Origin of the sequence: Pseudomonas sp. NCIMB 10586, assembly GCF_023127895.1 — a bacterium.
Classification (GTDB): domain Bacteria; phylum Pseudomonadota; class Gammaproteobacteria; order Pseudomonadales; family Pseudomonadaceae; genus Aquipseudomonas; species Aquipseudomonas synxantha_A.
Genome location: NZ_SPKQ01000018.1, coordinates 595,793 through 622,342, shown reverse-complemented (window position 1 = coordinate 622,342; position 26,550 = coordinate 595,793). Strand labels below are relative to the sequence as shown.

Sequence of the window (26,550 nt, the reverse complement as noted above, 5' to 3'; positions counted from 1 at the left end):
TTCCGAGGTGCAAACCGTTGGTTGGAATTTTGAGGGCGCGAACCCTATCACAAAAAAACGCCATCACCGAATGGAATTCCTGGCTTGTATTTAAGGGTTGGGGCATGGCTACAATCGGGCTTTGTTATGCCCTTAAAACATGACAAACAGGGTATGGGCGGTGGAGGCCGCGTGAGCCAAAGAATTTCTAATAATAATGAGGTGGCGCGTGGAGCAAGATGCCTGGCAGATACTGATCATCGAGGACGACGAGCGACTCGCCGAGTTGACCCGTGAGTACCTGGAAAGCAACGGCCTGCGCGTGTCGGTGGAAAGCGATGGCGCCCAGGCTGCGGCGCGCATCATCGCCGAGCAGCCGGACCTGGTGATCCTCGACCTGATGCTGCCCGGCGAAGATGGCCTGAGCATCTGTCGCAAAGTTCGCGAGCGCTATGAGGGCGTGATCCTGATGCTTACCGCGCGTACCGACGACATGGACCAGGTGCAGGGCCTGGACATGGGCGCTGACGACTATGTGTGCAAGCCCGTGCGCCCGCGCCTGTTGCTGGCGCGTATCCAGGCGCTATTGCGGCGCAGCGAGCCGGCGTTACCGGCGGCGGGGGAAAACCAGCGCCGCCTGCAGTTCGGCCCGCTGGTGGTGGACAACGCGCTGCGCGAAGCCTGGCTGCACGATGGCGGGATCGAACTGACCAGCGCCGAATTCGACCTGCTGTGGCTATTGGTCGCAAATGCCGGGCGCATCCTGTCCCGGGAAGAAATCTTCATTGCCCTGCGCGGCATTGGCTACGACGGCCAGGACCGCTCCATTGATGTGCGCATCTCGCGCATTCGGCCGAAAATCGGCGACGACCCGATCCACCCGCGCCTGATCAAGACCATCCGCAGCAAAGGCTACCTGTTCGTCCCCGAAGCCGCTGCCGACATGCCGCTGTGAATTCGATCTTCCTGCGCATCTACGGCGGCATGTGCGCGGCGCTGATCCTGGTGGCGTTGCTCGGCGCCCTGGCGTTGCATCTGCTCAACGATGTGCGCAGCGGCCAATACCGCGAAAGCCTGGCCCACGGCACCTTTGCCTTGATGGGCGATAACCTGCAAGCCATGAACGCCATCGAACGGCTGCGTGCCTTGGCGGTATGGGAGCGTTTGCTGGGCATTCCGCTGGAGCTGCGCACGTTTACAGAGGCGCAACTGGACCTGGGCCAGCGCAACCGCTTGCAACGCGGCCAGGTGCTGGTGGAACAGACCGGCCCTCATGCGGCGCGGGTACTGCGATTGGTCAGCGAGCAGGAACAGCTGGTGCTCACCGGTGAAGTGCAGCAGATCAGCGAGCAATTGGCCCGTGCAACTATCTACCTGCTGGCCGACGAACTGGTGCGTTTTCCGGTGGCTGAGCAGCCACAACGCCTGGCCGACATCAAGCAGGCCAAGGGCTTTGGTTTTGAGATGCACTTGATGGCCCTCGACCAGGCCGATATGGACGACGACCAGCGCCGTCGCGTGGCGGAAGGCGATACGGTGATGGCTCTGGGCAAGGGTGGCGATTCGATCCGCGTATTTGCCGGCATGGTCGGTACGCCGTGGGTGCTGGAAATCGGCCCGCTCTATCAAATGAACCCCTATCCGGCACAGTGGCTGATTCTGATCACCTTGATCGGCCTGACCCTGATCGGCTTGATCGTTTATCTGCTGGTGCGCCAGCTGGAGCGCCGGCTCAAAGGCCTGGAGGCGGCAGCAACGCGGATCGCCAAGGGCAACCTGGAGGTGCGCGTGCCGGCCCGGGGCGCCGATTCGGTAGGGCGCCTGGCTGCCGCGTTCAATGGCATGGCCGAGCACTTGCAGCAATTGCTGGCGATTCAGCGCGAACTGGTGCGTGCGGTGTCCCATGAGCTGCGCACGCCGGTAGCGCGCCTGCGTTTTGGCCTGGAGATGATTGGTGACGCCGCCACTCCCGAGGCGCGGCGTAAATACCTGGAAGGCATGGACGGCGATATCCAGGACCTCGATGGCCTGGTGGATGAAATGCTCACCTATGCGCGCCTGGAGCAGGGCGCGCCGGAGTTGAATTTCCAGCGAGTGGACCTCGATGCACTGCTTGACCAAGTCATTGGCGAATTGTCGCCACTGCGCCCGCAGGTCACCGTGACTCGCGGTGTCTGCCTGTCATCGGCCCACTGGGAGGACGCCTGGGTCGACGCTGAGCCGCGTTACCTGCACCGCGCCCTGCAAAACCTTGTCAGTAACGCCATGCGCCACGCCAAGGGCCAGGTGCTGATCAGTTATCAGGTCGGCCAGCTGCGCTGCCGTATTGATGTGGAAGACGATGGCCCCGGCGTGCCGGAGAGTGCCTGGGAGCGAATTTTCACGCCGTTCCTGCGCCTGGACGACAGCCGTACCCGCGCCTCGGGGGGCCATGGCCTTGGCCTGTCGATTGTGCGGCGGATCATCTATTGGCACGGCGGGCGGGCGTTGATCAGCAAGAGCAACAACCTGGGCGGGGCATGCTTCAGCCTGAGTTGGCCAAGGGATCAAGACAAACCCTGACACCGCTATCGGGACCAAGTCTACCTAGCGCCGATGGCCACCAGGCTCAACAACTGCTCCCCTTCCACCCCAAACTGGCCCTCCAACTCTTTGCCATCACCCCATTCTTCAGAAAGATCCGTGAGCAACCGCAGCCGCACATGGCCCGTCTGTGACCACTCCAACAGCTCGGCATGTTCAAAATAAAAGCGCTTTTGCACGATGGGGTAGAGCGCCTTGAACAGACTCTCCTTGATCGAAAACGTCAGCGTCACCAGCAACCCATGCAGCTCACGCGGTATGGTCGCCATACGCTGCAGCTCGTTGGCTGTCAGAATTTCCCCGGCCAGGCGCTCCGCCCGCTCCAGAGTCAGCACATTCTCCAGGTCCATGCCCAGCCCGCGCCATTGCGCCTTATGCCCGACAATCGCTGCGGCGTGCCCGGTGCTGTGGGTGATGGAACCACTGATATGCCCTGGCCAGACCGGCGCGCGGTCTTCACCGATGGCTGGAATGCAGTTGAGGTTATCCAGGCGTTGCAGCGCTTCTCGGGCGCACAGGCGCCCTGCGAGAAACTCCGCCTGACGCTTGGCAACCGAGCGCTGGATGCTCGCCGGCGGCGGCACAGCGCTGCGTTGGAAATCGCCTGCGTCCAATAAGGCCGGATCAAATCGGGTGCTCAAAAACACCGTGCCAGGTAAGGCGACAGGCAGCGGCCAACGGGCATCGAGCGGGGTGCAGCAAGAGGGTAGGGGCGTCATGCGCGGTATTTTGCCGAGTTGGCGCGCCAGTGGATAGTCCGGCGCGGTTCAGGTGTGGTTAAGAGCCTGTTCAGGGGGAGTTCAGGGGCGCCTGCGTAGTCTGAACCTCACAGGCCAAACGCATATGAGGTAATGACCATGACTGCGATCAAGAAGCTGATGTTGGCGTTAACCATGCTCGGTGCCACCGCGGGCGTGCAGGCCAGCGATGGCGCCTTTGCGGCCTTTGGCGGCGAAAAAACCAGGAAATCCGGCAACCTGATCCATCGTGTCAGCTTCGAAGACGTCGGCACCCAGGCCGCGCCGTGGGGTCAGGCCCTGGGCGTTACCGCTGCGCAACCCGACTATCGCAGCGGCTACACGCACCTGACGGGCCAGTACAATGGCATTAAACTGCGCCCGCAAGACGTGCAGGGCCGCTATGATATCCCTCTGTCGGACAGTTGAATTGCCTTGGAGAGCCTTATGAAATTGCTGGTGGTGGAAGATGAGGCGCTGCTGCGTCATCACCTGTTTACCCGCCTGACCGACAGTGGGCATGTGGTCGAAGCTGTGGCCAATGCCGAGGAAGCCCTGTACCAGACCGGCCAGTTCAACCATGACCTGGCGATCATCGACCTTGGCCTGCCCGGCATGGGCGGCCTGGACCTGATCCGCCAATTGCGTACCCAGGCCAAGACTTTCCCGATCCTGATCCTGACCGCTCGCGGCAACTGGCAGGACAAGGTCGAAGGCCTGGCGGCCGGTGCCGACGACTACGTGGTCAAACCCTTCCAGTTCGAAGAGCTGGAGGCGCGCATGAATGCCTTGTTGCGCCGCTCCAGCGGCTTTACCCAGTCCACTATCATCGCCGGGCCGTTGCTGCTGGACCTCAACCGCAAGCAGGCCTCCCTGGATGAACAGCCGCTGGCGTTGACCGCCTACGAATATCGGATCCTTGAGTACTTGATGCGTCATCATCAACAGGTGGTGGCCAAGGATCGCTTGATGGAGCAGCTCTACCCTGATGATGACGAGCGCGATCCGAACGTGATCGAAGTGCTGGTCGGTCGCCTGCGCCGCAAGCTGGAAGGCCCCGCCGGGTTCAAGCCGATCGATACCGTGCGCGGCTTGGGTTACCTGTTCAATGAGCGCTGCCGTTGATTCGCTCGCTACGTGTACGCCTGATGCTGGCGGCCGCCACCCTGGCCGTGCTGTTTATGCTCGGCCTGTTGCCGGCCATGCAAGGCGCCTTCAGCCTGGCCCTGCAGGATTCCATCGAGCAGCGTCTGGCGTCGGATGTGACCACTTTGATTTCTGCGGCGCGGGTGGAAAATAACCGCCTGCTGATGCCGGCGCAGTTGCCTGACGAACGTTTCAACCTTACCGACAGCCGCCTGCTCGGCTATATCTACGACCGCGAAGGCCATCTGGTGTGGCGTTCGCGGGCAACCCAGGAAGAAAACATCAACTACAAACCGCGTTACGACGGGCGCGGTAATGAGTTTGCGCGCATCCGCGAGGCCAATGGCCAGGAATTCTTCGTGTATGACGTCGAGGTCCGGTTGCTGGGGGGCAAGAGCGCCGCCTTCAGTATCGTCGCCCTGCAACCGGTGCGTGAGTACCAGTTGACCCTCGAAGGCTTGCGCGAGAACCTTTATCTTGGATTCGGCGCGGCCCTGCTGGTGCTGTTGACGCTGCTGTGGCTGGGCCTGACCTGGGGCCTGCAAGCCTTGCGGCGCCTGAGCCAGGAACTTGACCAGATCGAAGGCGGTACCCGCGAAAGCCTCAGTGAAGAACACCCCCGCGAACTGTTGCGCCTGACCGGCTCGCTCAACCGTTTGCTGCACAGTGAGCGCGAACAGCGTACGCGCTACCGTGACTCCCTTGATGACTTGGCCCACAGTTTGAAAACCCCGCTGGCGGTCTTGCAGGGGGTGAGCGAAGACATGGCCCAGCGTCCCGAAGAGCGCAGCCAGGCGTGGGTATTGCAATCGCAGATTGAGCGCATGAGCCAGCAGATCGGCTACCAATTGCAGCGTGCGAGTCTGCGTAAAAGCGGACTGGTGCGTCACCAGGTACGTCTGGAGCCCGTGCTGCAAAGCCTGTGCGATACATTGGAGAAGGTTTACCGCGACAAGCGTGTCACCGTCACCTTTGATCTGCCACCTGAGTGCGACGTGCCCATCGAGAAAGGCGCGCTGCTCGAAATGCTCGGCAACCTGCTGGAAAACGCCTATCGCCTGTGCCTCAAGCAAGTGCGAATCAGCTTGGTGGAAAACCTGGACGGCCTTGAGCTGTGTATCGAAGATGATGGCCCAGGCGTGCCACCGGACCAGCGCGCCCGGATCCTGCAAAGGGGCGAACGTCTGGACCGCCAGCACCCGGGGCAGGGCATCGGGTTGGCGGTGGTCAAGGACATCATCGAAAGCTATCACGCGCGTTTGACGTTGGGGGATTCAGCGTTAGGGGGGGCCGCGTTCAGGATTCATTTTCCGGCCTTGTGATCTGCACTGGCCTCTGAATGTATTCACACATCAGATTTTGTAAACCCGATCAACTGTGGGAGCTGGCTTGCCTGCGAAGAGGCCCTCCCAGGCGCTATACCTTTAACTCTCCTGCGCCCTGTAGGCCCCCGGCGTCAACCCCGTCCATTTCTTGAACGCCCGATGAAACGCCGACGGTTCGGAGAACCCCAACTGTTCGGCAATTTCCTGCAAAGACAAATCCGCCCGCCCCAGGTGGTAGATGGCGATGTCTCGCCGTAACTCATCCTTCAGAGCCTGAAAGCTGCTGCCTTCTTCGCGCAGATGCCGGCGCAGGGTTTGCGGGCTGATGTGCAAATGCTGGGCGACGGCTTCCAGGTCCGGCCAGGGCGTGCGGTCGCGGCTGAGCAAGCGGCGCAACTGGCTGCTCAGGCTGTCGCCTTCATCCGGCCGCGACAGCAAGTCGGCAGGGGAGCGCTGCAAAAAATGCTTGAGAGTGCGTTCATCCTGCAACAACGGCAGGCTCAGGTAGCGGCTGGGAAACACCAGGCTGCTGGTCGGCGCACCGAACACCAAGGGGCAGGGGAACAGCAGGTCGTACTCGCCAGCATGGTCCGGCATCGGGTAACTGAAGGTGGCCTGTTGCAGCCGGATTCGCTGGCCGATCAGCCAACTGCCCAGGCGATGCCAGATCACCAGCAGGCATTCACTGAGGAAGTGATCCGGGTCCCATAGCTGCGAGTCATCCAGGCTCAGCCGCGCCATATCGCCTTCTTTCGTCAGCTGCCAGCGCGGGCCCTGTGGGAATAGGCTATAAAACAATAAGCCGCGTTCCAGAGCCTTTTCCAGCGTGCGGCAGTGGATCAGGGCGTGGCACATCATGGCGAAGGTGCCACGCTTGCTCGGGCCTTCGGCGAACCCCAGGTATTCGTCATCCAGCTCCAGCCAGAGCATTTGCAGCAACCGCGTAAATTGCTCCGGAGCGATACGGGCGCGGGGCTCGGTCAGCAGTTCGGGGCTGATGCCCACCTGCTGCAACAGCCCTGAGTAGTCGTAACCCACACGACGCGCACCGCCGAGGGCGGCTCGGGCGTAGTGACTGGCGATGGTACGTTCACGCATGAAAGGGCCTCATCCATGGAGTGGCGGATGGTAGTCAGACCCCGGCGCGACGGCAAGGCGGATATCCGCCAAATTGTAGGACGAGACGGGGTGGGCGGGCGGAAATCCGCCACCTTGTTCCACGGCTCAAGCGCGTCAATAAACGCCAAGCCCCGATGTTGAAGGGCCTTCAGGGTGTTTAAGCAAAGTGGCACGCTGTTTGCGATAGGGATTGCAGCGCAGGCTCTCTCCTACAGGCTTCGCAAACAACAAATCCCTCCAGTGCAGGAGGGTTCGCAATTCAAGTGTCGTGGGCAATGGCGGATATTTGCCACACGGGACGATTGAGGAACTTTGCAATGACGACTCGTCAGCCAATCTACAAATCCCTGTATTTCCAGGTGATCGTTGCAATCGTTATCGGTATTTTGCTCGGCCACTTCTACCCGCAGACCGGCGTGGCCCTCAAGCCACTGGGTGACGGCTTTATCAAGCTGATCAAAATGGTCATCGCCCCCATCATCTTCTGCACCGTTGTCAGCGGTATCGCTGGCATGCAAAGCATGAAATCGGTCGGCAAAACCGGTGGCTACGCACTGCTGTACTTCGAAATCGTGTCCACCATCGCCTTGCTGATCGGCCTGGTCGTGGTCAACGTTGTGCAGCCGGGCGCCGGCATGCACATCGACGTCGCCACCCTGGACGCTTCCAAAGTGGCGGCCTACGTCACCGCTGGTAAAGACCAGAGCATTGTCGGCTTTATCCTCAACGTCATCCCGAACACCATCGTCGGCGCCTTTGCCAACGGCGACATCCTGCAAGTGCTGATGTTCTCGGTGATCTTCGGTTTCGCCCTGCACCGCCTGGGTGCCTACGGCAAGCCGGTGCTGGACTTCATCGATCGCTTCGCCCACGTGATGTTCAACATCATCAACATGATCATGAAGCTCGCGCCAATCGGTGCCCTGGGCGCCATGGCGTTCACCATCGGTGCCTACGGTGTGGGTTCGCTGGTGCAGCTGGGCCAGCTGATGATCTGCTTCTACATCACCTGCATCCTGTTCGTCGTGCTGGTGCTGGGCGCAATCTGCCGCGCTCACGGTTTCAGCGTGTTGAAACTGATTCGCTACATCCGTGAAGAGCTGCTGATCGTACTGGGTACTTCGTCTTCCGAATCCGCACTGCCGCGTATGCTGATCAAGATGGAGCGCCTGGGTGCGAAGAAGTCCGTCGTCGGCCTGGTGATCCCAACCGGTTACTCCTTCAACCTCGACGGTACGTCGATCTACCTGACCATGGCTGCCGTGTTCATCGCTCAGGCGACCGACACCCACATGGACATCACCCACCAGATCACCCTGCTGCTGGTGCTGCTGCTGTCCTCCAAAGGCGCTGCAGGTGTGACTGGCTCGGGCTTTATTGTCCTGGCTGCCACCCTGTCGGCTGTCGGCCACCTGCCGGTTGCCGGCCTGGCGCTGATCCTGGGTATCGACCGCTTCATGTCCGAAGCCCGTGCCCTGACCAACCTGGTGGGTAACGCCGTAGCCACCATCGTTGTGGCCAAGTGGGTCAAGGAGCTGGACACCGACAAGCTGCAAAGCGAGCTGGCATCCGGTGGTACCGGTATCTCCGAAACTCGCGAGCTCGATGACCTGGGTGTGGCCGAAGGCCCTGCTCCTGTGGTCAAGTAAGCCGCTGATGGCGTGATCTGACGCTTAGGCAATTGGCAAACGCCCCGACTGGTTCGGGGCGTTTGCGTTTGTGCGCGGCCACTTTTTGATTATTTTGCTTTACAGTAAACGACGATTTTTCAACGCTGGCAGGAAGGTTTGATGGACAGTGTGGATTTGAATGTCCTGCGTAGCGTCCTGGAATGGCGCCGCGCCGGGCAGCGCGTGGTGCTGTACAGCGTGGTACAGACCTGGGGCAGCGCGCCGCGCCCTCCGGGGGCGATGCTGGCCTTGCGTGGCGACGGTGTGGTCATTGGTTCTGTGTCCGGAGGCTGCATCGAAGATGACTTGATCGCACGCCTGCAGGACGGGCGGCTGGCGGACGACGGACCACCAGTGCAGCTGGTGACCTACGGCGTCACCCGCGACGAAGCGGCACGTTTTGGCTTGCCGTGTGGCGGCACGCTGCGCCTGACCGAAGAGCGGGTGGATGATTGGGCCTGGGTCGAGCAACTGTTGGCGCGCTGTGAAGACCACCAGGTCGTCGCACGTGAATTGAACCTGGCCACGGGCGCGGTAACCCTGAGCGCTGCGAGCAAGACTGATGTGGTGAGCTTCGACGGCGAACGCCTGCGCGCCATTTACGGCCCGCGCTGGCGGCTGCTACTGATCGGCGCCGGGCAACTGTCGCGCTACGTCGCCGAAATGGCGCGCTTGCTGGATTTCGAAGTGCTGATCTGCGACCCCCGCGAAGAGTTCGTCTACGGCTGGGAAGAGCAACATGGCCGCTTTGTACCTGGTATGCCCGACGAGGCGGTGTTGAACATCCACACCGATGAGCGCACGGCCATCGTTTGCCTGACCCATGATCCGCGTTTGGATGATATGGCGCTGCTGACGGCGCTGAACTCCGCTGCGTTCTACATCGGCGCCCTGGGTTCGCGGGTCAATACCCAGAAGCGCCGGGAGAACCTGGCGGCGCTGGGCTTGTCGGCGGATGCGATTGCGCGCTTGCACGGGCCGATTGGTTTGCATATCGGCAGCCATACACCGGCGGAGATTGCCCTGTCGTTGATGGCGGAAATTGTCGCGATCAAGAACGGCGTGGCACCGATGCAGAAAAAGCCCCTGGCGGTAGCGGCGCAGTGACCGTTACAGCGATTGTGCTGGCAGCGGGGCAGGGCAGTCGCTTTCGCGCCGAAGCCGGGGCGGATCAAGACAAGTTACTGGCTGCTTGCGTGGGGCTGGATGGCGTTATCCGGCCGGTCATCGAGCAGGTGCTGCGCAACTTGCCTGAGCGTGTTGTAACGCGCTGGCTGGTGACGTCGCCGGGGCGCGGGGAGGTTATCCGCCTGGCAGAGGCTTATGGCTGTCAGGTTGTACTGCTGGACTCGAGCGGGATGGGCGACAGCATTGCGGCCGCGGTCAAGGCCAGCGGTGCAGCGGATGGGTGGCTGGTGGTGTTGGGGGATATGCCGTTTATCCAGTCATCGAGTATCGAGCGGGTTATTGCCAGCGTGGAGGGCATCACTGTGCCGGTATCTGCCGGGCAGTATGGGCACCCGGTGGCTTTCGATCACACGTTTGGGCCGGCGCTGATGGCTCTGAGTGGGGATCGTGGGGCCAAGCCGTTGTTTGCACAAACACAGGTGCGAGAGGTGCAGGTAGATGATCCTGGTGTGCTTTGGGATGTCGATGTGCCGCAACGGTTGAGTTTTACTGCAGGTTAAGTGTGGGAGCTGGCATTCCAAGTAGCCATAAAAAAGCCCCGCCTGATTGCTCAGGCGGGGCTTTTTAGTGGCGGATGGAATCAGACGAGGGGTTTAGGCTCTTCTTCCACGGCCTTGTGCTCTACCGCCTGGGCAGCCGCTGCGGCAGCTGCTTCGGCTTCCTTGCGACGACGACGCACTTCACGCGGGTCGTTCGGCGCACGGCCATTTTCGGTAAGGGCGCTGGCAGGTGCAGCTTCAACCACTGGGGCTTCAACTTCAACCACGGGTGCGGGCTCCACAACCGGCGTCGGCTCAACCACTGGGGCTGGCTCGGCGACGACTTCAGCAACCGGCGTCGGCGCTTCTTCTACCGCAGGGGCAGGCGTTGGCGCTTCAACCGGGGCAGCTGGCTCAGCGGTCCACTGGAAGGCGGTCTGTTCTTCGCGAACTTCACGCACAACCGGGGCGGCTTCTTCGGCAACCGGTGTTTCTACAGCCACTTCAACCACTGGCGCAGGCTCGATAACCGGTGCGGGCTCAACAGCAACCACTTCGGTTTCTGGCTGTGCGTCGCGAACCGGAGCAACTTCCACTTGCGCAACCACTGGGGCTTCGATAGGGGTCGTGGCTTCAACAACTGGCGCTTCCACAACCGGCGCTTCAACCACTGGGGTCTGGACAACGGGTGTTTCTACGGCAGCAGTTTCTTCGACAGCGGCGGTAGCACGCTCGGCTTGCTCGTGAGCCTGGGCTTGCGCAGGTGCGCTGATGACCGAGCTGGCGACGGCAGCGGTAACGGCCAAGCCGGCAGCCAGTTCGGCGCCCGTTGGTTCGTTGCTGGCCGCTTCTGCGTTTTCGCCGGCTTCTTCCGCGCCTTCGATCACGTTGCCGTTGGCGTCACGCTGACGCTCACGACGGTTGCTGCGACGACGCTGGCCACGGGAGCGGCGGCGTGGACGATCGCCTTCGGCGTTGTCCTGGCCGTCTTCCTGCAGTTGCTCTTCGCCGGTCAGTACTTCTTCTTCGCTGGCGGCAGCGGCTTGCTCGGCGCGTGGTTGACGCTCTTCACGCGGCGGGCGCGGCTGGCGCTCTTCACGTGGGGCACGCTCTTCACGCGGCTGGCGCGCCGGGCGTTCTTCGGTGGTTGCGGCAGTGGCAGCAGCGACGGCAGGTGCCGCATCCAGCGGCTCGCGCAGTTCACGCACACGCTCTTCACGCTCGCCACGCGGCTTGCGATCTTCGCGCGGAGCACGCGGGGTACGTGGTGCGCGCTCTTCACGCGGTGCACGTTCTTCACGGGCTACGGCCGGGGCTTCTTCACGGGCTTCGCGAGGAGCGCGCTCTTCACGGGGGGCGCGTTCTTCACGCGGTGCACGTTCTTCGCGTGGCTTGCGTTCTTCGTCACGGCGGCCGTTGCGGTTGCGGCTCTGCTGGCGGCCGTTGCGACGCTCTTCGTTGCGCGCCGGGCGCTCGGTGGCAGGCTTTTCAACCACAACCGGGGCGGCAGGCTCTTCCTTGGTGGCGAACAGGCTGACCAGCGACTTCACCAGGCCCTTGAACAGGCTTGGCTCAGGCAGGGCGGCCGGTGCGGCAACCGGTGCGGCGGCTTCGGTCGGGACCGGTGCGTTGGCACGTGCCGGTGCAGTCTTGACGGCGGCTTCCTGGCGAACCAGGGTGCGGGTCGCGGCGGCTGGCTGAACTTCTTCCACTTCGGCCGCGGCAGCAGCGATTTCATAGCTGGACTGCCCGCTATGGGCTTCCGGGCTGTCATCACGCAGGCGCTGTACTTCGAAGTGCGGCGTCTCGAGGTGATCGTTCGGCAGGATGACGATACGAGCACGGGTGCGCAGTTCGATCTTGGTGATCGAGTTGCGTTTTTCGTTGAGCAGGAAGGCGGCAACCGGAATCGGCACTTGTGCGCGAACTTCGGCGGTGCGGTCTTTCAGGGCTTCTTCTTCGATCAGGCGCAGGATCGCCAGGGACAGCGATTCAACGTCACGGATGATGCCGGTGCCGTTGCAACGCGGGCAGACGATGCCGCTGCTCTCGCCCAGGGATGGACGCAGGCGCTGACGGGACATTTCCAGCAGGCCGAAGCGCGAGATACGGCCCACTTGTACGCGGGCACGGTCGGCTTCCAGGCACTCGCGGACTTTCTCTTCCACGGCGCGCTGGTTCTTGGCAGGGGTCATGTCGATGAAGTCGATCACGATCAGGCCGCCGATGTCACGCAGGCGCAGCTGGCGGGCGATTTCTTCAGCCGCTTCCAGGTTGGTCTGCAGGGCGGTTTCTTCGATGTCGCTGCCTTTGGTGGCGCGCGCCGAGTTGATGTCGATGGACACCAGGGCTTCGGTCGGGTCGATGACGATGGAGCCGCCGGAAGGCAGTTCGACCACGCGCTGGAAGGCGGTCTCGATCTGGCTTTCGATCTGGAAACGGTTGAACAGCGGAACGCTGTCTTCGTACAGCTTGATCTTGCTGGCGTACTGCGGCATCACCTGGCGGATGAAGGTCAGGGCTTCGTCCTGGGCTTCAACGCTGTCGATCAGCACTTCGCCGATGTCCTGGCGCAGGTAGTCGCGGATGGCGCGGATGATCACGTTGCTTTCCTGGTAGATCAGGAATGGCGCGGAACGATCCAGGGACGCTTCCTTGATAGCGGTCCACAGTTGCAGCAGGTAGTCGAGGTCCCACTGCATTTCTTCGCTGCTGCGGCCCAGGCCTGCAGTGCGAACGATCAGGCCCATGTCGGCCGGTGCGATCAGGCCGTTCAGCGCTTCGCGCAGTTCGTTGCGCTCTTCGCCTTCGATGCGACGGGAAATACCGCCGGCACGCGGGTTGTTCGGCATCAGGACCAGGTAACGGCCAGCGAGGCTGATGAAGGTGGTCAGGGCGGCGCCCTTGTTGCCACGTTCTTCTTTCTCGACCTGGACGATGACTTCCTGGCCTTCGCTCAGGACGTCCTTGATGTTCACGCGGCCTTCGGGGGCTTTCTTGAAGTATTCGCGGGAGATTTCTTTGAGGGGCAGGAAGCCGTGGCGCTCGGAGCCGAAATCGACAAAGGCAGCCTCAAGGCTTGGTTCGATGCGAGTAATACGGCCTTTATAGATGTTGGCCTTCTTTTGCTCGCGTGCACCGGATTCAATGTCCAGGTCGTAGAGGCGTTGGCCATCTACCAGTGCAACACGCAACTCTTCGGGTTGAGTTGCGTTAATCAGCATTCTTTTCATGTTGTACCGTCGGTTTCCGGGCTGCCGGAAACGGCGTTCGGCACACACGACTTCTCACGGTCGGTGTCAGGTGCGTCAAGAGTGGTTGGCCACTCCAGTGTCCAGCAAAACCTGCCAATTGGGCCGGTATCGCGACGGACGCGTCCTGCTCGTTAGCGGTGGTGACAAAGGCACCACTTCAACAAAAGCTAAGGTCAGGAGGAGGAATCAACCGGCGACTGTGGACGAGATGAAGCGTCTGAAACAAGCCTAGTGCTACACAGTCCGACGGTTGTGCATCTCCACCCTACACGTATCCCTGATAATTCGGGTGCTGCCGCGCGCAGAATCCGCAGCGGGTTGGCATTTACCGTGGGCTCCAATGGGGAGTCCACGCTCATGGCTAAACAAGACTAGGTGTGGGCGACTGCGCTCTCACTCAGCTCTTAACAGGCGTTGTTTCCGAAGCATCTGCCATGGTCTGGCTCAAGACTGACTGCACTTTGTGAACTGGCCGTAAATATCGGCGCAAAACGCGAGTATTCACTCTGCTTTTTGCACTCGCTTCAGGCCTCATGTCACCTGCGCTTGTTACAATCCCGAGCCTTCCAAGGTGGCCGAAGCCCCGTAGGACGGCCTCGCGTCCTGATGAATTGCGATGGTCAGGGCCGGCAATTTGCCGCATGTCCTCTGCCCAGGCCGCTTTTGGCGGCGTTCGCGACTATAGCAGCAATGATTAAGTGCTTCAATTCCATAAAAAATTGTTATCATCGCGGCCATGACGACTACCACCCCCCCGACCCCCAGCGTCCAGCTGCTTGAGGTCTCGCCGGAATATGCCGGCCAACGCATCGACAATTTTCTCCTGGCCCGGCTCAAAGGCGTGCCCAAGACCTTGATTTACCGCATTTTGCGTAAAGGCGAAGTGCGCGTGAACAAGGGGCGGATCAAGCCTGAGTACAAGTTGCAGGCGGGCGATATCGTCCGTGTGCCGCCCGTGCGCGTGCCTGAGCGCGACGAGCCTGTGCCCCTGGCCCAGGGGCTGTTGCAGCGCCTGGAAGCCTCGATTGTCTTCGAAGACAACAAACTGATCGTGATAAACAAGCCGTGCGGCATCGCAGTTCACGGCGGCAGTGGCCTGAACTTCGGCGTGATCGAAGCCTTTCGCCAGTTGCGCCCGGATGCCAAGGAGCTGGAGCTGGTCCATCGCCTGGACCGTGACACCTCCGGCCTGTTGATGATCGCCAAGAAGCGAAGCATGTTGCGCCACCTGCACACCGCCCTGCGTGGCGACGGTGTGGACAAGCGCTACATGGCGCTGGTGCGTGGCAATTGGGCCAGCTCGATCAAGAGCGTTCGTGCACCGCTGCAAAAGAGCAACCTGCGTTCCGGTGAGCGTATGGTCGAGGTGGACGAGGAGGGCAAAGAAGCCCTGACCCTGTTCAAGGTACTGCGCCGCTTCGGCGACTTCGCCACCATGGTCGAAGCCAAACCGGTCACTGGTCGTACTCACCAGATACGCGTGCACACCCTGCACGCGGGGCACTGCATTGCCGGTGACACCAAGTACGGTGATGAGGGTTTCTCCAAGGAGATCCGCGATCTGGGCGGTAAGCGTCTGTTCCTGCACGCCTACATGCTCACTGTGCCGCTGCCCGATGGTGGCGAGCTGAAATTGCAGGCGCCGGTCGACGAGATGTGGGCCAAGACCGTGGAGCGTTTGAGTGTCGCACCTTGACTACAAACTGCTGATCTTCGATTGGGATGGGACGCTGTGCGATTCCATTGGTCGGATTGTCGAGTCGATGCATATGGCTTCGACTCGCTCGGGTTTTGAGTTGTGCAGCGACATCGCGGTCAAGGGCATCATTGGCCTGGGCTTGCCTGAAGCAATCCGCACGCTTTACCCGCAAATTGCCGACGACGAGCTGATAGCGTTCCGCGAGCACTATGCCGATCACTACATTGCGCTGGAGGCCGAGCCTTCGCCGCTGTTCGACGGTGTGGTGCAGTCGCTGGAGGCTTTGCGTGCCGAGGGCTTTCAGCTGGCGGTCGCCACCGGAAAAGCCCGTCGCGGGCTGGATCGGGTGCTCAAGGCGCATGGCTGGGAAGACTATTTCGACATTACCCGTGCGGCTGATGAAACCGCCAGCAAGCCCCATCCTCTGATGCTGGAGCAGATCCTGGATCATTGCGGTGTATCGCCGCGCCAGGCATTGATGGTGGGTGATGCGTCTTTCGACCTGATGATGGCGCGCAATGCTGGCATGGACAGCGTGGCGGTCAGCTATGGCGCCCAGGCTGCCGAGGCGTTGCAGCAATACGAGCCGAGGCTCACGATTGATCATTTTTCTGAATTGCAGGCCTGGCTCAGCCGGGCCCGATAAGTCTTTGCTGGGGTTGATGGCATGAGTGACGAGTGGAAAGCGCCCGAAAAGGCCGAAAGCAGTGATGATAAAAGCTGGAAGCTGCTGGAGAAGACCCTCCTGGCCAGTGTCCAGGAACAGCGTCGTTCGCGGCGCTGGGGGATTTTTTTCAAGCTGCTGACCTTTGTTTACCTGCTTGGGATGCTGGCGCTGTTCAGTCCGCTGATGGATATGGAAAAAAGCGCTACCCGCGGTAGTCACTACACCGCCCTGATTGAGGTGCGCGGTGTGATTGCCGACAAAGAGCCCGCGAGTGCCGACAATATCGTCACCAGCCTGCGCGCCGCCTTCGAAGACCCCAAGGTCAAGGGCGTGATCCTGCGTATCAACAGTCCTGGCGGCAGCCCTGTGCAGTCGGGCTATGTGTATGACGAGATTCGCCGGCTGCGCGCACTCCATCCGGATACCAAGCTCTACGCGGTAATTTCCGACCTGGGCGCCTCGGGGGCTTATTACATCGCCAGTGCCGCTGACCAGATCTATGCCGATAAGGCCAGCCTGGTGGGCTCCATTGGTGTGACGGCGGCCGGTTACGGTTTTGTCGGCACCATGGAGAAGCTGGGGGTGGAGCGTCGCACCTACACCTCGGGTGAGCACAAGGCGTTCCTGGATCCTTTCCAGCCGCAAAAGGCGGATGAAACCGCGTTTTGGCAGAGCGTGCTCGATACCACTCATCGCCAGTTCATTGCCAGCGTCAAGCAGGGCCGTGGTGACCGGTTGAAGGATAAGGATCATCCGGAGTTGTTCTCCGGGTTGGTGTGGTCGGGCGAGCAGGCATTGCCGCTGGGCTTGATTGACGGATTGGGTAGTGCCAGCTCGGTGGCGCGGGATGTGGTTGGCGAGAAGGAGTTGGTGGATTTTACGGTCGAGGAATCGCCGTTTGATCGCTTCTCCAAAAAGCTCGGCGCCAGCGTGGCTGAGAAGCTTGCGCTGTACATGGGCTTCCAAGGCCCGACGCTACGCTGATACCCCGAGCCTGCTGTAGATCAAAAGGTGGGAGGGGGGCTTTCTCCCTCCCACATTTGGCCGGTGGTGTATTTAAGGGATTTGCACGCCCTCAGCGAGCAGCATATCCACCAGCCGAATCAGCGGCAGCCCGACAAGGCTGGTCGCATCCGGCCCTTCGGTGCTTTGGAACAGGCTCACGCCCAGCCCCTCGGCCTTGAAGCTGCCCGCGCAGTCATAGGGCTGCTCGATCCGCAGGTAGCGCTCAATACGCTCTGCATCCAGCTCGCGCATGGTTACCGTGAAAGGCACGCAGTCGACCTGGCAATGCCCTGTGTTGCTGTTGAGCAGTGCCAGCCCGGTAAGAAAGCTCACACGCTTGCCACTGGCCACCAACAACTGTTCGCGGGCGTTTTCAAAGGTGTGAGGCTTGCCGATGATCCGGCCTTCCAGTGCAGCGACCTGGTCAGAGCCAATGATTAAATGGCCAGGATGGCTGGCGGCGAGGGCGCGGGCTTTTTCTTCGGCCAGGCGCTTTACCAGTTCGATGGCGGATTCGTCCGGGCGGTGGCTTTCGTCGATATCCGGCGAGCTGCAGGTGAAAGGCAGGTGCAGGCGGCTCAGTAATTCCCGGCGATAAACCGAGCTGGACGCGAGTAATAAAGGCAGCATATACGTCTCCTCAAGGCAGTCACCGATTCTAGCGACGCGACCGGCTGACGCACAGGGCTGAATTTCCTTTGACATGGCTGGGTGCATCCCTATAATGCTGCGCCTATGTTGAATGACCCGATTCCACCTCACGTTGACCCGCGCAAATTGGCTGATCGTGGCACCACCCTTCAAGGTGAAGTGCTGCTGGCCGATTTGGAGAGACTCTGCGACCCGCTTTCCGACACTGTCGGTACGGTGCAGGCTAAATTCGTTTTTGAACGAGATGAACGTAAGTCTGTGGTAATCCACAGCTTTATCGACACCGAAGTCAAAATGGTTTGCCAGCGTTGTCTTGAGCTGGTCACCCTGCCGATCCACAGCGAATGCAGTTATGCTGTGGTGAAAGAGGGTGCGAATACCCAGTCGTTGCCGAAAGGTTATGACGTGCTGGAACTGGGCGAAGATCCATTGGATCTGCATGCACTGATCGAGGAGGAGCTTTTGCTCGCCTTGCCCATTGTGCCTGCTCATCATCCGGAAGAATGCCAGCAGCCGGAGGGTCTCGATGACGAGGCCGAGCCGAGCGAGGACGAGGTAACGCGGTCCAACCCGTTCAGTGTATTGGCGCAGTTAAAGCGTGACCCAAACGTTTAGGAGTTAATCAATTATGGCTGTTCAGCAGAACAAAAAATCCCGCTCCGCCCGTGACATGCGCCGTTCGCACGACGCTCTCGAGGCTAGCACCCTGTCCGTGGAAAAGACCACTGGTGAAGTTCACCTGCGTCACCACGTATCGCCAGAAGGCGTATACCGTGGCCGTAAAGTGATCGACAAGGGCGCTGACGAGTAATCACTTGTCTGCCCAAGTCATCGCGATTGACGCAATGGGCGGGGACTTCGGTCCCCGCAGCATTGTTCAGGCCTGCATTGCCAGCCTGTCTGCTACGCCCTCGCTGCACCTGACCCTCGTCGGTCAACCTACCCTTCTTGAAGAACTGATTGCCAGCCATCCGGCGGTGGATCGCGCGCGCCTGACCATTACCCCTGCCAGCGAAACCATCGGCATGGATGAAAAGCCGGCCGCAGCCTTGCGCGGCAAGCCCGACTCTTCAATGCGTGTGGCCCTTGAGCTGCTGCGTGATGGCAAGGTGCAAGCCTGTGTCAGTGCGGGTAATACGGGGGCGTTGATGGCCTTGTCGCGGCATGTGCTCAAGACCTTGCCGGGTATCGACCGCCCGGCGATGGTGGCGGCGATCCCGACGCAGAAGGGCTATTGCCAGTTGCTGGACTTGGGCGCCAATGTCGATTGCAGTGCCGAGCACCTGTTGCAGTTCGCCGTGATGGGCTCGGTGGCCGCTGAAGCGCTGGGCGTAGCCCGGCCAAGGGTCGCCCTGCTGAATATCGGCACCGAGGACATCAAGGGCAACCAGCAGGTCAAGCTGGCCGCCACGTTGTTGCAAGGCGCGCCGGGCTTGAACTACATAGGTTTTGTCGAAGGTGACGGCTTGTACCGTGGTGAAGCCGACGTGGTGGTGTGTGACGGGTTTGTCGGCAACATCCTGCTCAAGTCGAGCGAGGGCTTGGCAACCATGATTGCCACGCGTATCGAAGCCTTGTTCAAGCAGAGCCTGGTATCGCGCATGGTCGGTGCCCTGGCGCTGCCGTTGATGCGCCGCTTGCAGGCCGACCTGGCACCGGCACGGCACAACGGAGCGAGCTTTCTCGGCTTGCAGGGCATTGTGGTCAAAAGCCACGGCTCGGCCGGCGTGCAGGGGTTTCAAAGTGCGATTGCGCGGGCGTTGATCGAGATACAGGAAAACCTGCCGCAACGCCTGCACGGCCGTCTTGAGGATCTGTTGCCTTAGGCGAATTGGCCCGGGAGTGCTTAAATGTGACCGGCCAGTTCAATTGACCATCCAATCTGTCAGTTTCGCGCGCTCTCACCGTTGGAGTGCGCATTTTTGACGACCAGATCATTAGGGGCTTGTTACATGTCTACATCCCTCGCATTCGTCTTTCCAGGGCAGGGTTCGCAGTCCCTCGGCATGTTGGCCGAGCTGGGCGCGCAATACCCGCTGGTCCTGGATACCTTCAAGGAAGCTTCCGATGCCCTGGGTTACGACCTGTGGGCGCTGACCCAGCAGGGGCCGGAAGAGCAGCTCAATCAAACCGATAAAACCCAGCCGGCCATTCTGACCGCGTCGATCGCCCTGTGGCGCTTGTGGCTGGCAGAAGGTGGGGCGCGTCCGGCATTTGTTGCCGGGCACAGCCTGGGCGAATACAGCGCCCTGGTGGCGGCGGGCAGTCTGACCCTTGGTGAAGCGGTCAAGCTGGTCGAGCGTCGTGGCCAGTTGATGCAAGAAGCCGTTCCGGCCGGGCAGGGCGGCATGGCCGCGATCCTGGGCCTGGATGATGCGGTGGTAATCGAGGCCTGCGCCGAAGCGGCGCAAGGTGAGGTGGTCAGCGCGGTGAACTTCAACTCCCCGGGGCAGGTGGTGATCGCCGGCGCCAAGGCGGCTGTTGAGCGCGCCATCGAAGGCTGCAAGGCCCGGGGTGCCAAGCGTGCACTGCCGTTGCCGGTGAGCGTGCCGTCCCACTGCGAACTGATGCGCCCGGCTGCCGAGCGCTTTGCCGAGTCTATCGCGGCCATCAACTGGCAGGCGCCGCAGATCCCGCTGGTGCAGAACGTCAGCGCGGCCGTGGCTGCCGACCTCGACACCCTCAAGCGCGACCTGCTGGAGCAACTGTACAAGCCGGTGCGCTGGGTTGAATCGGTCCAGACCCTGGCTGCCAACGGCGCCAACGAGTTGGTCGAGTGTGGCCCGGGCAAAGTCCTGGCCGGCCTGAACAAGCGCTGCGCCGACGGTGTGTCGACCGCCAACCTCAATACCCCTGAAGCCTTCGCTGCCGCTCGCGCGGCACTGGCCTGAATCCCGTACTTAGGAGAAGCCTGCATGAGTCTGCAAGGTAAAGTTGCACTGGTTACCGGCGCCAGCCGTGGCATTGGCCAGGCCATCGCCCTGGAGCTGGGCCGTCAGGGCGCCGTTGTGATCGGCACCGCCACTTCCGCCTCGGGCGCCGAGCGTATCGCCGCGACCCTGAAGGAAAACGGCGTGCAGGGTACCGGCCTTGAGCTGAATGTGACCAGCGATGAGTCCGTGGCTGCCGTATTGGCCGAGATCACTGCACAGTTCGGTGCGCCGGCGATTCTGGTGAACAACGCCGGTATCACCCGTGACAACCTGATGATGCGCATGAAAGACGACGAGTGGTACGACGTGGTCGATACCAACCTGAACAGTCTGTTCCGCCTGTCCAAGGGTGTTTTGCGCGGCATGACCAAGGCGCGTTGGGGCCGAATTATCAATATTGGCTCCGTAGTGGGTGCCATGGGCAACGCAGGCCAAGTAAACTACGCTTCCGCCAAGGCCGGTCTGGAAGGTTTCAGCCGTGCACTGGCACGTGAAGTCGGTTCGCGGTCGATTACGGTCAACTCGGTGGCCCCAGGGTTCATCGACACCGATATGACCCGCGAACTGCCGGAAGCACAGCGTGAAGCGTTGCTGACGCAGATTCCGCTGGGCCGTCTGGGCCAGGCTCAAGAGATCGCGAATGTGGTCACTTTCCTGGCATCCGACGGTGCGGCATACGTGACTGGGGCTACAATCCCGGTGAACGGCGGGATGTACATGAGTTAAATTGTGACGGATCGCTTCAAAAAAATGTCATACGAGCTGTCTAAAATCCGTTATAAAGCTGCAACTTAATTTATAGGCAGGTGGCCGACCGGGTACAGGGTGAAGCTTTCAGTTGAAAAGCTGAAATGGCTTTCTATACACTTACCCACTGGCCAGCTGCCTGAATTTGTCCATTAGGAGTTAAACAAGGTATGAGCACCATCGAAGAGCGCGTCAAGAAAATCGTTGCCGAGCAACTGGGCGTTAAGGAAGAAGAAGTGGTCAACACTGCTTCCTTCGTAGAAGACTTGGGTGCCGATTCCCTTGACACCGTTGAGCTGGTGATGGCTCTGGAAGAGGAATTCGAGACCGAAATCCCGGACGAAGAAGCTGAAAAAATCACTACTGTTCAAGCTGCCATCGACTACGTTACCAGCCACCAGGCGTAATAGTTTGTAGTCGTCGCTTGCTGTCAGGGAAAAACCGCACTGCTGTAACGGCGTGCGGTTTTTTCTTTAGGCGGTGATGAAAAGTAAGCTGCGAATCGAAGTGTCGTCATTAGAAAAAGGAGAGTGCTGTGTCGCGTAGACGCGTCGTAGTCACCGGTATGGGTATGTTGTCGCCACTGGGTACGGATGTGCCGAGCAGTTGGCAGGGCATTCTGGCTGGCCGCAGTGGTATTGGTCTGATCGAACACACGGACCTTTCTGCCTATTCCACCCGTTTTGGCGGCTCGGTAAAGGGCTTCAATGTCGAGGAATATCTCTCGATCAAAGAATCCCGCAAGCTCGACCTGTTCATTCAATACGGCTTGGCAGCCGGTTTTCAGGCGGTGCGCAACGCCGGCCTGGAAGTCACCGACGCCAACCGTGAGCGCATCGGCGTGGCCATGGGTTCGGGGATTGGCGGTTTGACCAATATCGAAGAAACCAGCCGCACGCTGCACGATTCCGGCCCGCGTCGAATTTCACCGTTCTTCGTGCCCGGCTCGATCATCAATATGATTTCCGGCTTCCTGTCCATCCACCTGGGTGCACAAGGGCCTAACTACGCCATCGCAACGGCGTGCACCACGGGCACCCACTGCATCGGCATGGCGGCGCGCAACATCGCTTATGACGAAGCGGATGTGATGATCGCCGGTGGCGCTGAAATGGCCGCCTGCGGCCTGGGCATGGGTGGCTTCGGTGCATCCCGTGCGTTGTCGACCCGCAATGACGAGCCCACCCGAGCCAGCCGTCCGTGGGACAAGGGCCGTGATGGCTTCGTGCTGTCTGACGGCGCCGGTGCCCTGGTGCTGGAAGAGTTGGAGCACGCCAAGGCGCGTGGCGCCACCATCTACGCCGAGTTGATCGGCTTTGGCATGAGCGGCGATGCCTATCACATGACGTCGCCACCGTCCGACGGTGCCGGTGCTGCGCGCTGCATCACCAATGCACTGCGCGATGCGAAGGTCAACCCTGACCAGGTGCAGTACATCAACGCCCATGGTACTTCGACGCCGACCGGCGACCTGGCGGAAGCCGAAGCCATCAAGTCGGTGTTCGGTGAACATGCCTACAAGCTGGCGGTCAGTTCCACCAAGTCCATGACCGGCCACCTGTTGGGTGCGGCGGGCGCGGTCGAGGCGATCTTCGGTGTAATGGCGATCAAGGATCAGGTCGCTCCGCCGACCATCAACCTTGATGAGCCGGACGAAGGCTGCGACCTGAACTTCGTGCCCCACGAAGCGCAACCGATGCCGATCGACGTGGTGATCTCCAACTCGTTCGGGTTTGGTGGCACCAACGGCTCCCTGGTGTTCCGCCGGTTTGCCGAGTGATGCACAGCTGGGTCGACGGTCAGCCGGCGGGCAGCGTGCCCCTGAAAGATCGTGGCCTGGCGTATGGCGATGGGATATTCGAGACCATCGCCGTCAAGGCCGGGCAGCCGTTGCTGCTCGACCGTCACCTGCAACGCCTGGAAGAGGGTTGCAGGCGCTTGGCACTGGTGGCCGATCACGGGTTGATTCGCAACGAAGTGCTTGGCTTCGCCGCCGCGCTGGGTGACGGTGTCCTCAAGTTGATCCTCACCCGTGGCGACAGCCTGCGCGGTTATGGCATCAACCCTGGCGCCCCGGTGCGTCGTATCTTGCAGGGCAGTGCGCCCGCTATTTACCCGCCCGCCCATGCAATCGAAGGCATCCGCCTGTTCCCCTGTACCACGCGCTTGGCTGAGCAGCCGCTGCTGGCCGGTCTCAAGCACCTCAACCGCCTGGAGCAAGTGATCGCCCGTGCCGAATGGCAAGATACCGAACATGCCGAAGGCCTGATGCTGGATATGTCCGGGCGGGTGATCGAAGGCGTGTTCAGCAACCTGTTCCTGGTGCGCAACGGCTTGTTACTAACCGCTGATCTGACCCGTTGCGGCGTGGCCGGGGTGATGCGCGCCGAACTGCTGGCCCAGGCACATGCGCTGGGCGTCCCGGTGGTCGTGGCCGACATCAATATTGAGCAGTTGCAGCAGGCCGATGAAGTCTTTGTCTGCAACAGCGTATATGGCATTTGGCCGGTGCGTGGATGCGCTGCGATGAGCTGGCCGGTTGGGCCGCTCACCCGTAAACTGCAGGGTATTGTTCGCGCGCTATTGGATATTTGAGTTGATACGAAAACTGGTGTTACTGCTGCAGATCAGCCTGGTCTCGGCAGCGTTGCTCGTGGGCTTTTCGGCCTGGAAACTCGACTCTGCCCTCAAGCAGCCCCTGAAGCTGCCCCAGGAGCAGTTGCTCGACGTGCCGGCTGGCGCTACCCCGACGGGTACTTTCAATCGTCTGGAAGCCGACGGTGTACTCGACGATGCATTCTGGTTACGCCTGTACTGGCGCTTCAACCTTGAAGGCCAGCCACTGCACAGCGGCGAATACCGCATGACACCCGGCCTCACTGCCGAAGGCTTGATCGGCCTGTGGCAGCGCGGCGAGGTGGTGCAATACAGCCTGACCCTGGTGGAGGGCTGGAATTTCCGCCAGGTGCGCACCGCCCTGGCCAAGCATGAAAAAATCGTTCAGACCCTTCCTGGCCTGACTGACAGCGAAGTGATGGACAAGCTCGGCCATGCGGGTGAGTTTCCGGAAGGGCGTTTCTTCCCTGACACCTACCGTTTTGTACGCGGCATGACCGATGTCGAATTCCTGAAAAAAGCCTACAACCGCCTGGACGATGTGCTCGCCCAGGAGTGGAGCAAGCGTGCCGACGATGCGCCGTACACCGACCCTTATCAGGCACTGATCATGGCGTCCCTGGTGGAAAAGGAGACCGGCGTGCCGCAAGAGCGTGGGCAGATTGCCGGTGTGTTCGTGCGCCGCATGAAGATCGGCATGATGCTGCAGACTGATCCCACCGTGATTTACGGCCTGGGTGAGCGCTACAACGGCAAGTTGACCCGCGCCCACCTCAAGGAAGCCAACCCCTACAACACCTATATGATCGCCGGCCTGCCGCCCACGCCTATTGCGATGGTCGGTCGCGAGGCGATCCATGCAGCGCTGAACCCGGTGCCGGGCAGCAGCCTGTATTTTGTCGCCCGTGGCGACGGTAGCCATATTTTCTCGGATAACCTGGATGCCCATAATGCCGCCGTGCGCGAGTTCCAGCTCAAGCGGCGTGGCGATTACCGCTCCAGCCCGGCGCCGGTGGTGAAACCGCTGGAAGATGCAACCGCACCTGCCGAGGCACCGATTGAGCCCGCGCCGGACAGTACCGCGCCGCAAAGCCCGCAATGACTCTGACTAAGGACTGCCTGTGACTGGCTTGTTTATTACCCTGGAAGGCCCGGAAGGTGCCGGTAAAAGCACGAACCGCGACTACCTGGCCGAGCGCCTGCGTGCGCAGGGCGTCGAAGTGGTGCTGACCCGCGAGCCGGGCGGTACGCCGCTGGCCGAGCGTATACGCGAAGTGCTGTTGGCCCCGGGTGATGAGCCAATGAACCCGGACACCGAGCTGCTGCTGGTATTTGCCGCCCGAGCCCAACACCTGGCCGAAGTGATTCGCCCCGCGCTGGCACGCGGCGCCGTGGTGATTTGTGATCGGTTCACGGATTCCACCTACGCCTACCAGGGCGGTGGCCGAGGCTTGTCAGTAGAGCGTATCGCCACCCTTGAAACCTTCGTACAGGGCGATGTGCGTCCGGATTTGACCCTGCTGTTCGATCTGCCCGTGGAAGTGGGCATGGCCCGCGCCAGCGCTCGCGGTCGCCTGGATCGTTTCGAACTGGAAGGCCCGGTATTTTTCGACGCGGTGCGCAGCGCTTTCCTGCAGCGCGCCAAGGCTGAGCCGGCGCGTTATCACCTGCTCGATGCGGCGCAGCGGTTGAACCAGGTGCAACAGGCCATCGATGCGCTGTTGCCGACTCTGCTGGAGCGCACTCGTGGCTGAGTCCTACCCGTGGCAGGACAGCTTGTGGCAGCAACTGGCCGGTCGTGCCCAGCACGCCCATGCCTATTTGCTGCATGGCCCCGTGGGCATCGGTAAACGTCACCTCGCCGAGCGCTTGATGGCTAGCCTGTTGTGCCAGCGCCCGGTCAATCTGCAGGCGTGTGGCGAGTGCAAATCCTGCCTGCTGCTCAAGGCTGGCAGTCACCCGGACAACTATGTGCTGGAGCCCGAGGAAGCCGACAAGGCGATCAAGGTCGACCAGGTACGCGACCTCGTCAGCTTCGTAGTGCAGACCGCGCAGATGGGCGGGCGCAAAGTGGTGCTGATCGAGCCAGTCGAGGCGATGAACATCAACGCCGCCAACGCCTTGCTCAAAAGCCTTGAAGAACCGTCCGGCGACACCGTGCTCTTGCTGGTGAGCCATCAGTCCAGCCGTTTGTTGCCGACGATTCGCAGCCGCTGCGTACAGCAGGCGTGCCCGTTGCCGAGCGAGGCCATGAGCCTGCAATGGCTGGCGCAGGCGTTGCCGGAGTGCACCGAGCAGCAACGGGTCGAGTTGTTGACCCTGGCGGCCGGTTCACCCCTGGCAGCCGTGAAGCTGCAAGCCCAGGGCGTGCGTGAGCAACGAGCACTGGTTGTGGAGGGTGTGAAGAAGCTGCTCAAGCAGGAGCTGTCCGCCACGCAACTGGCCGAAAGCGCCTGGAAGGATATTCCCCTGCTGCTGTTGTTCGACTGGTTCTGCGACTGGTCCAGCCTGATCCTGCGCTACCAACTGACCCAGGATGAAAACGGCCTTGGCCTGGCGGATATGCGCAAGGTGGTGCAATACCTCGCGCAGAAAAGTGCCCAGGACAAAGTGCTGAACATCCAGGACTGGATTCTTGCTCAGCGCCAGAAGGTACTCGGCAAGGCCAACCTCAACCGCGTGCTGTTGCTTGAGGCGCTGCTGGTGCAGTGGGTTGGCCTGCTCGGGCGCCGTTAATTTCCGGGGCCGACAG

26 protein-coding genes are annotated in these 26,550 nt (G+C 61.1%); 22 read left to right on the top strand and 4 right to left on the bottom strand.

Translation table 11 applies throughout. The features are described from left to right. Positions 1-208 precede the first annotated feature (208 nt). Both E4P01_RS10865 and E4P01_RS10860 read left to right on the top strand, forming a co-directional pair. Positions 209-934: a response regulator gene (locus E4P01_RS10865; RefSeq protein ID WP_032879844.1), complete on the top strand. Its 726-nt coding sequence runs from the start codon at positions 209-211 to the stop codon at positions 932-934. Further along, on the top strand, positions 931-2,541 hold the full coding sequence (locus tag E4P01_RS10860) for an ATP-binding protein (protein WP_032879845.1): 1,611 nt from the start codon (positions 931-933) through the stop codon (positions 2,539-2,541). The genes E4P01_RS10865 and E4P01_RS10860 overlap by 4 nt, the downstream gene beginning before the upstream one ends. Positions 2,542-2,561: 20 nt before the next feature. Here E4P01_RS10860 and E4P01_RS10855 read toward each other — a convergent pair whose 3' ends face one another. Then, positions 2,562-3,281 (bottom strand): 4'-phosphopantetheinyl transferase superfamily protein, encoded by a 720-nt coding sequence (locus E4P01_RS10855; protein WP_216091989.1) that lies wholly within the window; start codon positions 3,279-3,281, stop codon positions 2,562-2,564. Between the two features lie 138 nt (positions 3,282-3,419). Between E4P01_RS10855 and E4P01_RS10850 the strand changes: the two genes are divergently transcribed. The 3 genes from E4P01_RS10850 to E4P01_RS10840 are packed head-to-tail and all read left to right on the top strand — an operon-like array spanning position 3,420 to position 5,767. Continuing rightward, positions 3,420-3,728, top strand: a complete 309-nt coding sequence (locus tag E4P01_RS10850) for a hypothetical protein (protein WP_005790571.1) — start codon at positions 3,420-3,422, stop codon at positions 3,726-3,728. 18 nt (positions 3,729-3,746) lie between these two features. Beyond that, on the top strand, positions 3,747-4,424 hold the full coding sequence (locus E4P01_RS10845; protein ID WP_005790569.1) for a response regulator: 678 nt from the start codon (positions 3,747-3,749) through the stop codon (positions 4,422-4,424). Further along, a complete protein-coding gene (locus tag E4P01_RS10840; protein WP_005790567.1) occupies positions 4,421-5,767 on the top strand; it encodes an ATP-binding protein in 1,347 nt (448 codons plus the stop codon). The genes E4P01_RS10845 and E4P01_RS10840 overlap by 4 nt, the downstream gene beginning before the upstream one ends. 102 nt (positions 5,768-5,869) lie before the next feature. On the opposite strand, the gene E4P01_RS10835 is transcribed toward E4P01_RS10840, so the two are convergent. Further along, the gene (locus E4P01_RS10835; protein ID WP_216091988.1) at positions 5,870-6,868 is read right to left on the bottom strand and encodes an AraC family transcriptional regulator; all 999 of its coding nucleotides are present in this window, start codon (positions 6,866-6,868) and stop codon (positions 5,870-5,872) included. 338 nt (positions 6,869-7,206) lie between these two features. Between E4P01_RS10835 and E4P01_RS10830 the strand changes: the two genes are divergently transcribed. The 3 genes from E4P01_RS10830 (at position 7,207) to E4P01_RS10820 (ending at position 10,247) form a co-directional block, all read left to right on the top strand. Beyond that, on the top strand, positions 7,207-8,538 hold the full coding sequence (locus E4P01_RS10830; RefSeq protein ID WP_003189258.1) for a dicarboxylate/amino acid:cation symporter: 1,332 nt from the start codon (positions 7,207-7,209) through the stop codon (positions 8,536-8,538). Between the two features lie 141 nt (positions 8,539-8,679). Beyond that, entirely contained in the window at positions 8,680-9,666 is a 987-nt protein-coding gene (locus E4P01_RS10825; protein WP_078822099.1) for an XdhC family protein, read from the top strand. Continuing rightward, positions 9,663-10,247 (top strand): nucleotidyltransferase family protein, encoded by a 585-nt coding sequence (locus E4P01_RS10820; protein ID WP_032879853.1) that lies wholly within the window; start codon positions 9,663-9,665, stop codon positions 10,245-10,247. The genes E4P01_RS10825 and E4P01_RS10820 overlap by 4 nt, the downstream gene beginning before the upstream one ends. An 80-nt stretch (positions 10,248-10,327) precedes the next feature. Here the strand turns inward: E4P01_RS10820 and rne are convergent, their stop codons facing one another. Continuing rightward, positions 10,328-13,450, bottom strand: a complete 3,123-nt coding sequence (gene rne / locus E4P01_RS10815; protein ID WP_216091987.1) for a ribonuclease E — start codon at positions 13,448-13,450, stop codon at positions 10,328-10,330. Positions 13,451-14,216: 766 nt separating this feature from the next. On the opposite strand from rne, the gene rluC reads away from it, so the two are divergent. Genes rluC through E4P01_RS10800 form a run of 3 tightly spaced genes read left to right on the top strand, consistent with a single transcriptional unit; the run spans position 14,217 to position 16,830 of the window. Beyond that, complete coding sequence (gene rluC / locus E4P01_RS10810; RefSeq protein WP_005790558.1) at positions 14,217-15,176, top strand: 23S rRNA pseudouridine(955/2504/2580) synthase RluC; 960 nt, start codon at positions 14,217-14,219, stop codon at positions 15,174-15,176. Beyond that, positions 15,163-15,825 carry an HAD-IA family hydrolase gene (locus E4P01_RS10805; protein WP_078822096.1) on the top strand — a complete coding sequence of 221 codons (663 nt, stop codon included), beginning with the start codon at positions 15,163-15,165 and terminating at the stop codon, positions 15,823-15,825. Before rluC ends, E4P01_RS10805 begins: the two co-directional genes overlap by 14 nt. Before the next feature lie 21 nt (positions 15,826-15,846). Then, entirely contained in the window at positions 15,847-16,830 is a 984-nt protein-coding gene (locus E4P01_RS10800; RefSeq protein WP_078822095.1) for a S49 family peptidase, read from the top strand. Between the two features lie 72 nt (positions 16,831-16,902). On the opposite strand, the gene E4P01_RS10795 is transcribed toward E4P01_RS10800, so the two are convergent. Then, positions 16,903-17,481 carry a nucleoside triphosphate pyrophosphatase gene (locus E4P01_RS10795; RefSeq protein ID WP_216091986.1) on the bottom strand — a complete coding sequence of 193 codons (579 nt, stop codon included), beginning with the start codon at positions 17,479-17,481 and terminating at the stop codon, positions 16,903-16,905. A 105-nt stretch (positions 17,482-17,586) separates the two neighbouring features. On the opposite strand from E4P01_RS10795, the gene E4P01_RS10790 reads away from it, so the two are divergent. The 11 genes from E4P01_RS10790 to E4P01_RS10740 all read left to right on the top strand — a co-directional run bounded on the left by E4P01_RS10790 (position 17,587) and on the right by E4P01_RS10740 (position 26,534). After that, a complete protein-coding gene (locus E4P01_RS10790) occupies positions 17,587-18,117 on the top strand; it encodes a YceD family protein (protein WP_005790551.1) in 531 nt (176 codons plus the stop codon). 13 nt (positions 18,118-18,130) lie between these two features. Beyond that, positions 18,131-18,313 (top strand): 50S ribosomal protein L32, encoded by a 183-nt coding sequence (gene rpmF, locus E4P01_RS10785; RefSeq protein WP_003179396.1) that lies wholly within the window; start codon positions 18,131-18,133, stop codon positions 18,311-18,313. A 4-nt stretch (positions 18,314-18,317) separates the two neighbouring features. Continuing rightward, entirely contained in the window at positions 18,318-19,328 is a 1,011-nt protein-coding gene (plsX, locus tag E4P01_RS10780) for a phosphate acyltransferase PlsX (protein WP_216091985.1), read from the top strand. 126 nt (positions 19,329-19,454) lie between these two features. Beyond that, the gene (fabD, locus tag E4P01_RS10775; RefSeq protein WP_032879861.1) at positions 19,455-20,393 is read left to right on the top strand and encodes an ACP S-malonyltransferase; all 939 of its coding nucleotides are present in this window, start codon (positions 19,455-19,457) and stop codon (positions 20,391-20,393) included. A 24-nt stretch (positions 20,394-20,417) separates the two neighbouring features. After that, entirely contained in the window at positions 20,418-21,161 is a 744-nt protein-coding gene (fabG, locus tag E4P01_RS10770) for a 3-oxoacyl-ACP reductase FabG (protein WP_005790544.1), read from the top strand. A 191-nt stretch (positions 21,162-21,352) separates the two neighbouring features. Beyond that, on the top strand, positions 21,353-21,589 hold the full coding sequence (acpP, locus tag E4P01_RS10765; RefSeq protein WP_003175607.1) for an acyl carrier protein: 237 nt from the start codon (positions 21,353-21,355) through the stop codon (positions 21,587-21,589). A gap of 128 nt (positions 21,590-21,717) precedes the next feature. Continuing rightward, a complete protein-coding gene (fabF, locus tag E4P01_RS10760; RefSeq protein WP_216091984.1) occupies positions 21,718-22,962 on the top strand; it encodes a beta-ketoacyl-ACP synthase II in 1,245 nt (414 codons plus the stop codon). Beyond that, positions 22,962-23,777: an aminodeoxychorismate lyase gene (pabC, locus tag E4P01_RS10755; protein ID WP_032879862.1), complete on the top strand. Its 816-nt coding sequence runs from the start codon at positions 22,962-22,964 to the stop codon at positions 23,775-23,777. Before fabF ends, pabC begins: the two co-directional genes overlap by 1 nt. Before the next feature lies 1 nt (position 23,778). Next, positions 23,779-24,900, top strand: a complete 1,122-nt coding sequence (gene mltG / locus E4P01_RS10750) for an endolytic transglycosylase MltG (protein ID WP_032879863.1) — start codon at positions 23,779-23,781, stop codon at positions 24,898-24,900. Positions 24,901-24,919: 19 nt separating this feature from the next. Beyond that, positions 24,920-25,552, top strand: a complete 633-nt coding sequence (gene tmk, locus E4P01_RS10745; RefSeq protein ID WP_216091983.1) for a dTMP kinase — start codon at positions 24,920-24,922, stop codon at positions 25,550-25,552. Beyond that, the gene (locus E4P01_RS10740; protein WP_216091982.1) at positions 25,545-26,534 is read left to right on the top strand and encodes a DNA polymerase III subunit delta'; all 990 of its coding nucleotides are present in this window, start codon (positions 25,545-25,547) and stop codon (positions 26,532-26,534) included. The genes tmk and E4P01_RS10740 overlap by 8 nt, the downstream gene beginning before the upstream one ends. Positions 26,535-26,550: the final 16 nt, after the last annotated feature.

Excerpts from the sequence above, each read along its gene's own strand:
- E4P01_RS10855 (WP_216091989.1), bottom strand. The coding sequence starts at position 3,281 with ATGACGCCCCTACCCTCTTGCTGCACCCCGCTCGATGCCCGTTGGCCG.
- E4P01_RS10850 (WP_005790571.1), top strand. The coding sequence starts at position 3,420 with ATGACTGCGATCAAGAAGCTGATGTTGGCGTTAACCATGCTCGGTGCC.
- E4P01_RS10845 (WP_005790569.1), top strand. The coding sequence starts at position 3,747 with ATGAAATTGCTGGTGGTGGAAGATGAGGCGCTGCTGCGTCATCACCTG.
- E4P01_RS10835 (WP_216091988.1), bottom strand. The coding sequence starts at position 6,868 with ATGCGTGAACGTACCATCGCCAGTCACTACGCCCGAGCCGCCCTCGGC.
- E4P01_RS10830 (WP_003189258.1), top strand. The coding sequence starts at position 7,207 with ATGACGACTCGTCAGCCAATCTACAAATCCCTGTATTTCCAGGTGATC.
- E4P01_RS10825 (WP_078822099.1), top strand. The coding sequence starts at position 8,680 with ATGGACAGTGTGGATTTGAATGTCCTGCGTAGCGTCCTGGAATGGCGC.
- rne (WP_216091987.1), bottom strand. The coding sequence starts at position 13,450 with ATGCTGATTAACGCAACTCAACCCGAAGAGTTGCGTGTTGCACTGGTA.
- rluC (WP_005790558.1), top strand. The coding sequence starts at position 14,217 with ATGACGACTACCACCCCCCCGACCCCCAGCGTCCAGCTGCTTGAGGTC.
- E4P01_RS10800 (WP_078822095.1), top strand. The coding sequence starts at position 15,847 with ATGAGTGACGAGTGGAAAGCGCCCGAAAAGGCCGAAAGCAGTGATGAT.
- E4P01_RS10795 (WP_216091986.1), bottom strand. The coding sequence starts at position 17,481 with ATGCTGCCTTTATTACTCGCGTCCAGCTCGGTTTATCGCCGGGAATTA.
- E4P01_RS10790 (WP_005790551.1), top strand. The coding sequence starts at position 17,587 with ATGTTGAATGACCCGATTCCACCTCACGTTGACCCGCGCAAATTGGCT.
- rpmF (WP_003179396.1), top strand. The coding sequence starts at position 18,131 with ATGGCTGTTCAGCAGAACAAAAAATCCCGCTCCGCCCGTGACATGCGC.
- fabD (WP_032879861.1), top strand. The coding sequence starts at position 19,455 with ATGTCTACATCCCTCGCATTCGTCTTTCCAGGGCAGGGTTCGCAGTCC.
- fabG (WP_005790544.1), top strand. The coding sequence starts at position 20,418 with ATGAGTCTGCAAGGTAAAGTTGCACTGGTTACCGGCGCCAGCCGTGGC.
- acpP (WP_003175607.1), top strand. The coding sequence starts at position 21,353 with ATGAGCACCATCGAAGAGCGCGTCAAGAAAATCGTTGCCGAGCAACTG.
- pabC (WP_032879862.1), top strand. The coding sequence starts at position 22,962 with ATGCACAGCTGGGTCGACGGTCAGCCGGCGGGCAGCGTGCCCCTGAAA.